At 34.6% G+C, this 5113-nt stretch carries 5 protein-coding genes and 1 pseudogene; 3 read left to right on the forward strand and 3 right to left on the reverse strand.

The features are described 5' to 3' along the window. Window positions 1–402 precede the first annotated feature (402 nt). Together rlmD and J5G60_RS16515 are read left to right on the forward strand one after the other, a co-directional pair. Window positions 403–1797, forward strand: a complete 1395-nt coding sequence (rlmD, locus tag J5G60_RS16510) for a 23S rRNA (uracil(1939)-C(5))-methyltransferase RlmD (protein WP_150356723.1) — start codon at window positions 403–405, stop codon at window positions 1795–1797. Between the two features lie 296 nt (window positions 1798–2093). Further along, window positions 2094–2353: pseudogene (locus J5G60_RS16515) on the forward strand (YdcP family protein); the annotation flags it as partial. On the opposite strand, the gene J5G60_RS16520 reads toward J5G60_RS16515, so the two are convergent. Together J5G60_RS16520 and J5G60_RS19260 are read right to left on the reverse strand one after the other, a co-directional pair. Further along, entirely contained in the window at window positions 2299–2595 is a 297-nt protein-coding gene (locus J5G60_RS16520) for a hypothetical protein (RefSeq protein WP_150356722.1), read from the reverse strand. The pseudogene J5G60_RS16515 and the gene J5G60_RS16520 sit on opposite strands and share 55 nt — an antisense overlap. Window positions 2596–2791: 196 nt before the next feature. Next, a complete protein-coding gene (locus tag J5G60_RS19260; RefSeq protein ID WP_150356748.1) occupies window positions 2792–2974 on the reverse strand; it encodes a helix-turn-helix transcriptional regulator in 183 nt (60 codons plus the stop codon). Window positions 2975–3117: 143 nt separating this feature from the next. Here J5G60_RS19260 and J5G60_RS16530 point away from each other — a divergent pair, with 143 nt between their 5' ends. Next, window positions 3118–4164: an amino acid permease gene (locus J5G60_RS16530; protein WP_190972190.1), complete on the forward strand. Its 1047-nt coding sequence runs from the start codon at window positions 3118–3120 to the stop codon at window positions 4162–4164. 627 nt (window positions 4165–4791) lie between these two features. Here the strand turns inward: J5G60_RS16530 and J5G60_RS16535 are convergent. Further along, window positions 4792–5079, reverse strand: a complete 288-nt coding sequence (locus tag J5G60_RS16535) for a hypothetical protein (RefSeq protein WP_150356721.1) — start codon at window positions 5077–5079, stop codon at window positions 4792–4794. Between the last annotated feature and the right edge of the window lie 34 nt (window positions 5080–5113).

Consider the following 5113-nt stretch of genomic DNA (forward strand, 5'->3'; position numbering starts at 1 on the left):
GTGCCATATTATTTAATAATTACTATTTGTTAATTATTATTATAGCACACTAAAATAAATAGTCAATGCTTTTTTTATTTATTTTTGTCTGAATTAGCCCTTCTGAGGTTTTTAAAAAAGATTTCTCTCATAAGCAAATGACTGTGAACATTAAAATCATTTGATGTTTTAAATTTTTTCTTCCTAAAAAATTGGAAATAATCATGAGTTTGATGTATAATAAATAAATATGTGGCTAGAATTGTATGATGGAAAGTAAGACAACTGATTCTATATTTTTTGCACCTTTAGGGGTGCAATTTTTTTGAATGTGTACAAAGTGTTTGATTTGATGACATAGATTTTTTCTGATGAAATAATGTATACTGTATTTAGGTAACTAATTTTTTAGCAGGTGAAAATATGAATGATAAAATAGAGAAAAACCTAAAATACATATTGAAAATAGATGGTATGGGATATCAGGGAGAGGGAATCGGGAAAATAAATGGATTTACAGTTTTCGTACCTGGAGCCCTGCCGGGAGAAAAAGTAAACATAAAGGTGATAAAGGTAAACAAAAGTTTTGCCTTTGGGAAACTGTTTCATGTAATTGAGCCATCTTCAGAGAGAGTTAATCCGTCCTGTCCCATATACAAGAGATGTGGAGGCTGCCAGCTGCAGCACATGTCCTATAGGGCACAATTAAATTTCAAGAAAAATAGAGTAAAGGACTGCCTTGAGAGAATAGGGAAATTTCAGGTGGCTGAGACCATTTCAGAAAATGGCTTAAAATTATACGATACCATAGGCATGAAGAATCCCTATAGGTATAGGAATAAAGTACAGCTTCCAGTGGGCAGATTCAATTCCAAATTGAAAATTGGATTTTATGCCAACAGAAGCCATGACATAATAGATATGGACAGCTGTCTCATACAGAATGAATCTGCAGATGAAGCGGTGAAATTTATCAGAGAGTGGATTGAAAAATACAACATACCAGTTTATGATGAAAAAACCGGAAGGGGAATTGTAAGGCATATAATGATAAGAAAAGCTTTCACGACAGGTGAGATAATGGTGGTAATTGTAACTTCCGGTTCTAAACTTCCAGCAAAGGATGAATTCATAGAAATTTTAACTGGAAATATATCTCATATAGTGAGTATAATCCAAAACATAAATGACAAAAAAACCAATGTAGTATTGGGACAAAAATCTATAACTCTATGGGGAAAAGACAGTATAAGTGATTATATAGACAATTTCAAGTTCAACATATCTCCTCTATCCTTTTTTCAGGTGAATCCGCTGCAGACCCGGGTTCTCTACCACAAAGCACTGGAGTACGCAGGTCTCACGGGAAATGAGATTGTGTTTGATGCCTACTGCGGCACCGGTACCATTTCACTCTTTCTCTCACAAAAGGCAAAAAAGGTCTACGGCGTGGAGATAATAGAAGCAGCCGTGGAAAATGCCAGGATAAATGCGGCAGAAAACGGAATCCACAATGTGGAGTTTATAACAGGTAAATCCGAGGAAATCATCCCCCGGCTCATAGAACAGGGTACAAGGGCCGACGTGGTAGTTGTGGATCCTCCCAGAAAGGGATGTGCCGCAGCACTTCTTCATTCCATCGCCGACATGGCTCCAAGGACCATAGTCTATGTATCCTGTGACCCTGCCACCCTTGCCAGAGATCTGGCAATACTGCGGGATCTGGGATATGTGGCAGAAAAGGTGCAGCCAGTGGACATGTTCCCGGAGACGGCACATGTGGAGACTATAGTTTCGCTACAAAGAAAACATATGTAGAGATCCTTGATTTTAAGCACTTTCTCAAGCATATCGTGTTTATAGAAAATAGTGATAAAAGCCGAAATAAAGAGATAAAAAATTATATCAACGTTTCTGTGGTAATTGATATAGAGTGTGGAGATACAATATTCTGCTTACCTGCTATTTACCTTTTTGACCGGACTTTGTCAAGGGTGCGAAGCACGTAAGCTTGCCCTTGATAAAGAACAGGCAAGAAAGGTATACATCCGGCAGAATAAGGAGACAATTACAATTTAACTATTATAAATAAAAAAGAAAAGAGGCTAAAGTATATAGAATTAAAGCACGTTATTCTAAACAAGGGAAAGACATTTGGAGTGCTGAAATTTTCTACACTTCGCCGTGAGGTGCATATCAACAATGGAGATGTACGGTAAGTGATGAAATAAAAGAGCGTACTTATGGCCTTAAATACCGTGGACAGGGTTGTATGATAAAAGTAAGTATTTCAGCCGCTGTTCCTTTAAAAGAATTTGACTATAATGACGAAGTGGAATTTGTAAATCCTGTAGCAGATACGGCGGCAACTGCGATGCTGATATTCTCATAATTTGCATCAGAATTTAACTGTTTAAAAATGGACATCAAGGCTCCAAGTGTAACACTACTTGCAAAAACAGTTGTACACGTTTTCCCATGAGCCAAATCGTTCTGGCAAATTACGTCATGCTGCTCCACTTCCTGTAATCCATAGAATTGCATTAAATATAAATCTATTATCTTTGGAAGTCTGCCCGTTTTTGCTACTGGAATTAAGCTTTTTATCTGATCCAATTGTTAATCTGATATTTCATAACGCTTTTGTGCCGTATTTGTAACCACCCCAGTTTTTTTATCTTATTTTAACTAAAACTCAGTTCTTATGCAATATTTAGTTTTCAGACACACCCTAATAAATATTAAAACAAAAACAATATGATATTCTAATATATTTTTCTTTATTACATCGTCGTAAGGATTGTTTTTCTATTTATCTATTTTTATCTTTTCGATAGCCGAAGGGTGTTACTCCAGTTTTGTTTTTGAATTTTTCAATAAAATAGCTGGTACTGCCAAAACCACATTGATAAGCTACGTCAGCAATGGAATCGTTAGTTGTAAGCAGCAATTTGGCACTTATCACAAGCAGATAATTGGTAATATATTCAAAAATAGTACATTGCGTTCATGGGATTAGCCATAACCCTAAAGAGTTTACAGCGAAATCTGACTTAGCTGCTGGAGCTAACGTTTTACTTGATGTAGTTGCTAAACTCATAGCGGCTAAAAAAATTATTTTATGAGTGATAGACTAATATGAGCAATGAGGATTTTGAAAAACAGCTTATTGAGTGGAGACATTATTTTCATATGTATCCTGAAACTGCTTTTGAAGAAACAAATACTTCAGATGTAATGATTAAAGGGGATACTAGAAGTTATGCTTCAGAGGTACAAAAGTTGTTAGAAGAAAGGATGCAAATTATTAGTGAGAGAATTTGCAAAGTAAATGGAGCAGAATGTAAATTTGAATATACCCACGAATTCTCACCGACAGTTAACTCAGCAAAATGTGTTGATATTGCGGTAAGAGCAGCTCGAAATGTTGTTGGTGAAAATAATGTGGATGGAAATTGTGAGCAGTGGATGGCTCCTGAAGATTTTGGCACATTTTTACAAAAGATTCCTGGCTGTCTTATATTTATAGGAAACGGCAATGATTCTGATGGAAATGGAGGATCTTTCCCTAATGGATTTAAAATGTTTATTCTGTCTTTTACTGCTGTAGCTTTTGTTTTTTATGGTGTAGAACTTGTTGGGATAACTGCAGCTGAGACAGAAAATCCTAAAAAACCCATACCTACTGCAATTAACAGTATATTTTGGAGAGTACTTATTTTTTATATTGGAGCACTCTTTGTTATGTTATCTCTTTATCCATGGAGTGAAATTGGGGTAAATGGCAGTCCTTTCGTACTTGTATTTGCAAAAGTTGGGATTCCGGCTGCTGCATCTGTTATAAATTTTGCAGTATTGACAGCTGCCTTTTCTTCTATGAATAGTGACTTATATGTTAGTAGAAGAATCATTTATAGTATGGCTTTAGAAAGCAATGCCCCAAAACTATTTAGTAAGATCAGTAAATGTGGATCACCTTACGTTGGAGTTTTAATTAGCTGCGGACTTACAACAATTGCTGTAATCTTAAATTATTATGTTCCTGACAAAGTTTTTGAATATATTATGTCAATATCAACTTTTGCGGTTTTAATTTGCTGGGCTACTATAATTTGTACACAGATAAAAAGGTGCACTTTATTAGGACATGTATCCTATAAAAACATTTTTAGAAGAGAAAAATAAAAAACACCCGAAATATGTGTTTATACAGCTTCAAATCTACAGTATTATGTAGGACAAATTATCCAAGGTATAAACACATACTCTTCTAAAAACGCTTTTTTTCACCATTGAATAAAAATGGTATACTAAGACAGCATATAAACTAAAATGATAGTTTATATGCTGTCTTTTTTTACTTGACTGGAAAAAATATGAAAATTGTTTTATACTCTACTACCTTTTCTTGTTTTCCTTAGGGGGTATCAATTTACGCCCTTCTTGAAAATTTCTCTAATCGCTCTTTGTGCCTAGTTTGTGCCTAGAATGAATATCTCTAATTGATTAACGTGGATTTTTATATTCAAGGGCTTGCTTTATTTATCCATTCAAATCAATTTTTTAAACATGCCTCTTAGACCACCTTTTAAGGAGGCCTAGGCAAATATTTAATTCTCTATAATGCCTAGCTTATAATATACTCTTCAGAGAACTAACCTCTGTACTCAGGGCATTAAGCATATTTCGGCTTGACTTATACGTTTCATGTGCCAAATCCTTGTTGAATTTCAAATCCACCACATCCCGCATCTCTGGCTACGTCATTTATAAGACTTATCTACGGCTTTTATAGACATTAACTACCTCCCCTTATGCTTCTTCTAAAGTACCAAAATATTTATTATAAAGCTCAACTTCATTCAAACTTTTAAACAATTTTTTCACCGTATCATTAGTTTCTTTATATGCTACCTTCTTGTCAAAACTTTTTATAGCCACCGAGAACCAATTACCTCTTCTGGTCCTATACAAAATAGTATCGTACTTAGGTTCTATTATTAGACCTAAAGGGCCCTCTAGTGGATATTCCTTTTTATATTTTATAATCCTTTCAGATTTTTCAGTATCATATACTTTATTATCTATTATAAATCTCATTTATTTTCCCTCCAAAATATAATAAAATTTGTTA

This window comes from Clostridium sp. HV4-5-A1G, assembly GCF_900184915.1.
GTDB classification, from domain to species: Bacteria; Bacillota; Clostridia; order Clostridiales; family Clostridiaceae; genus Clostridium_B; species Clostridium_B aromativorans.

What these genes read in the sequence shown, in the direction of transcription:
- J5G60_RS16535 (WP_150356721.1), bottom strand. Translation starts at nt 5,079, where the DNA reads ATGAGATTTATAATAGATAATAAAGTATATGATACTGAAAAATCTGAA.
- J5G60_RS16530 (WP_190972190.1), top strand. Translation starts at nt 3,118, where the DNA reads ATGAGCAATGAGGATTTTGAAAAACAGCTTATTGAGTGGAGACATTAT.
- rlmD (WP_150356723.1), top strand. Translation starts at nt 403, where the DNA reads ATGAATGATAAAATAGAGAAAAACCTAAAATACATATTGAAAATAGAT.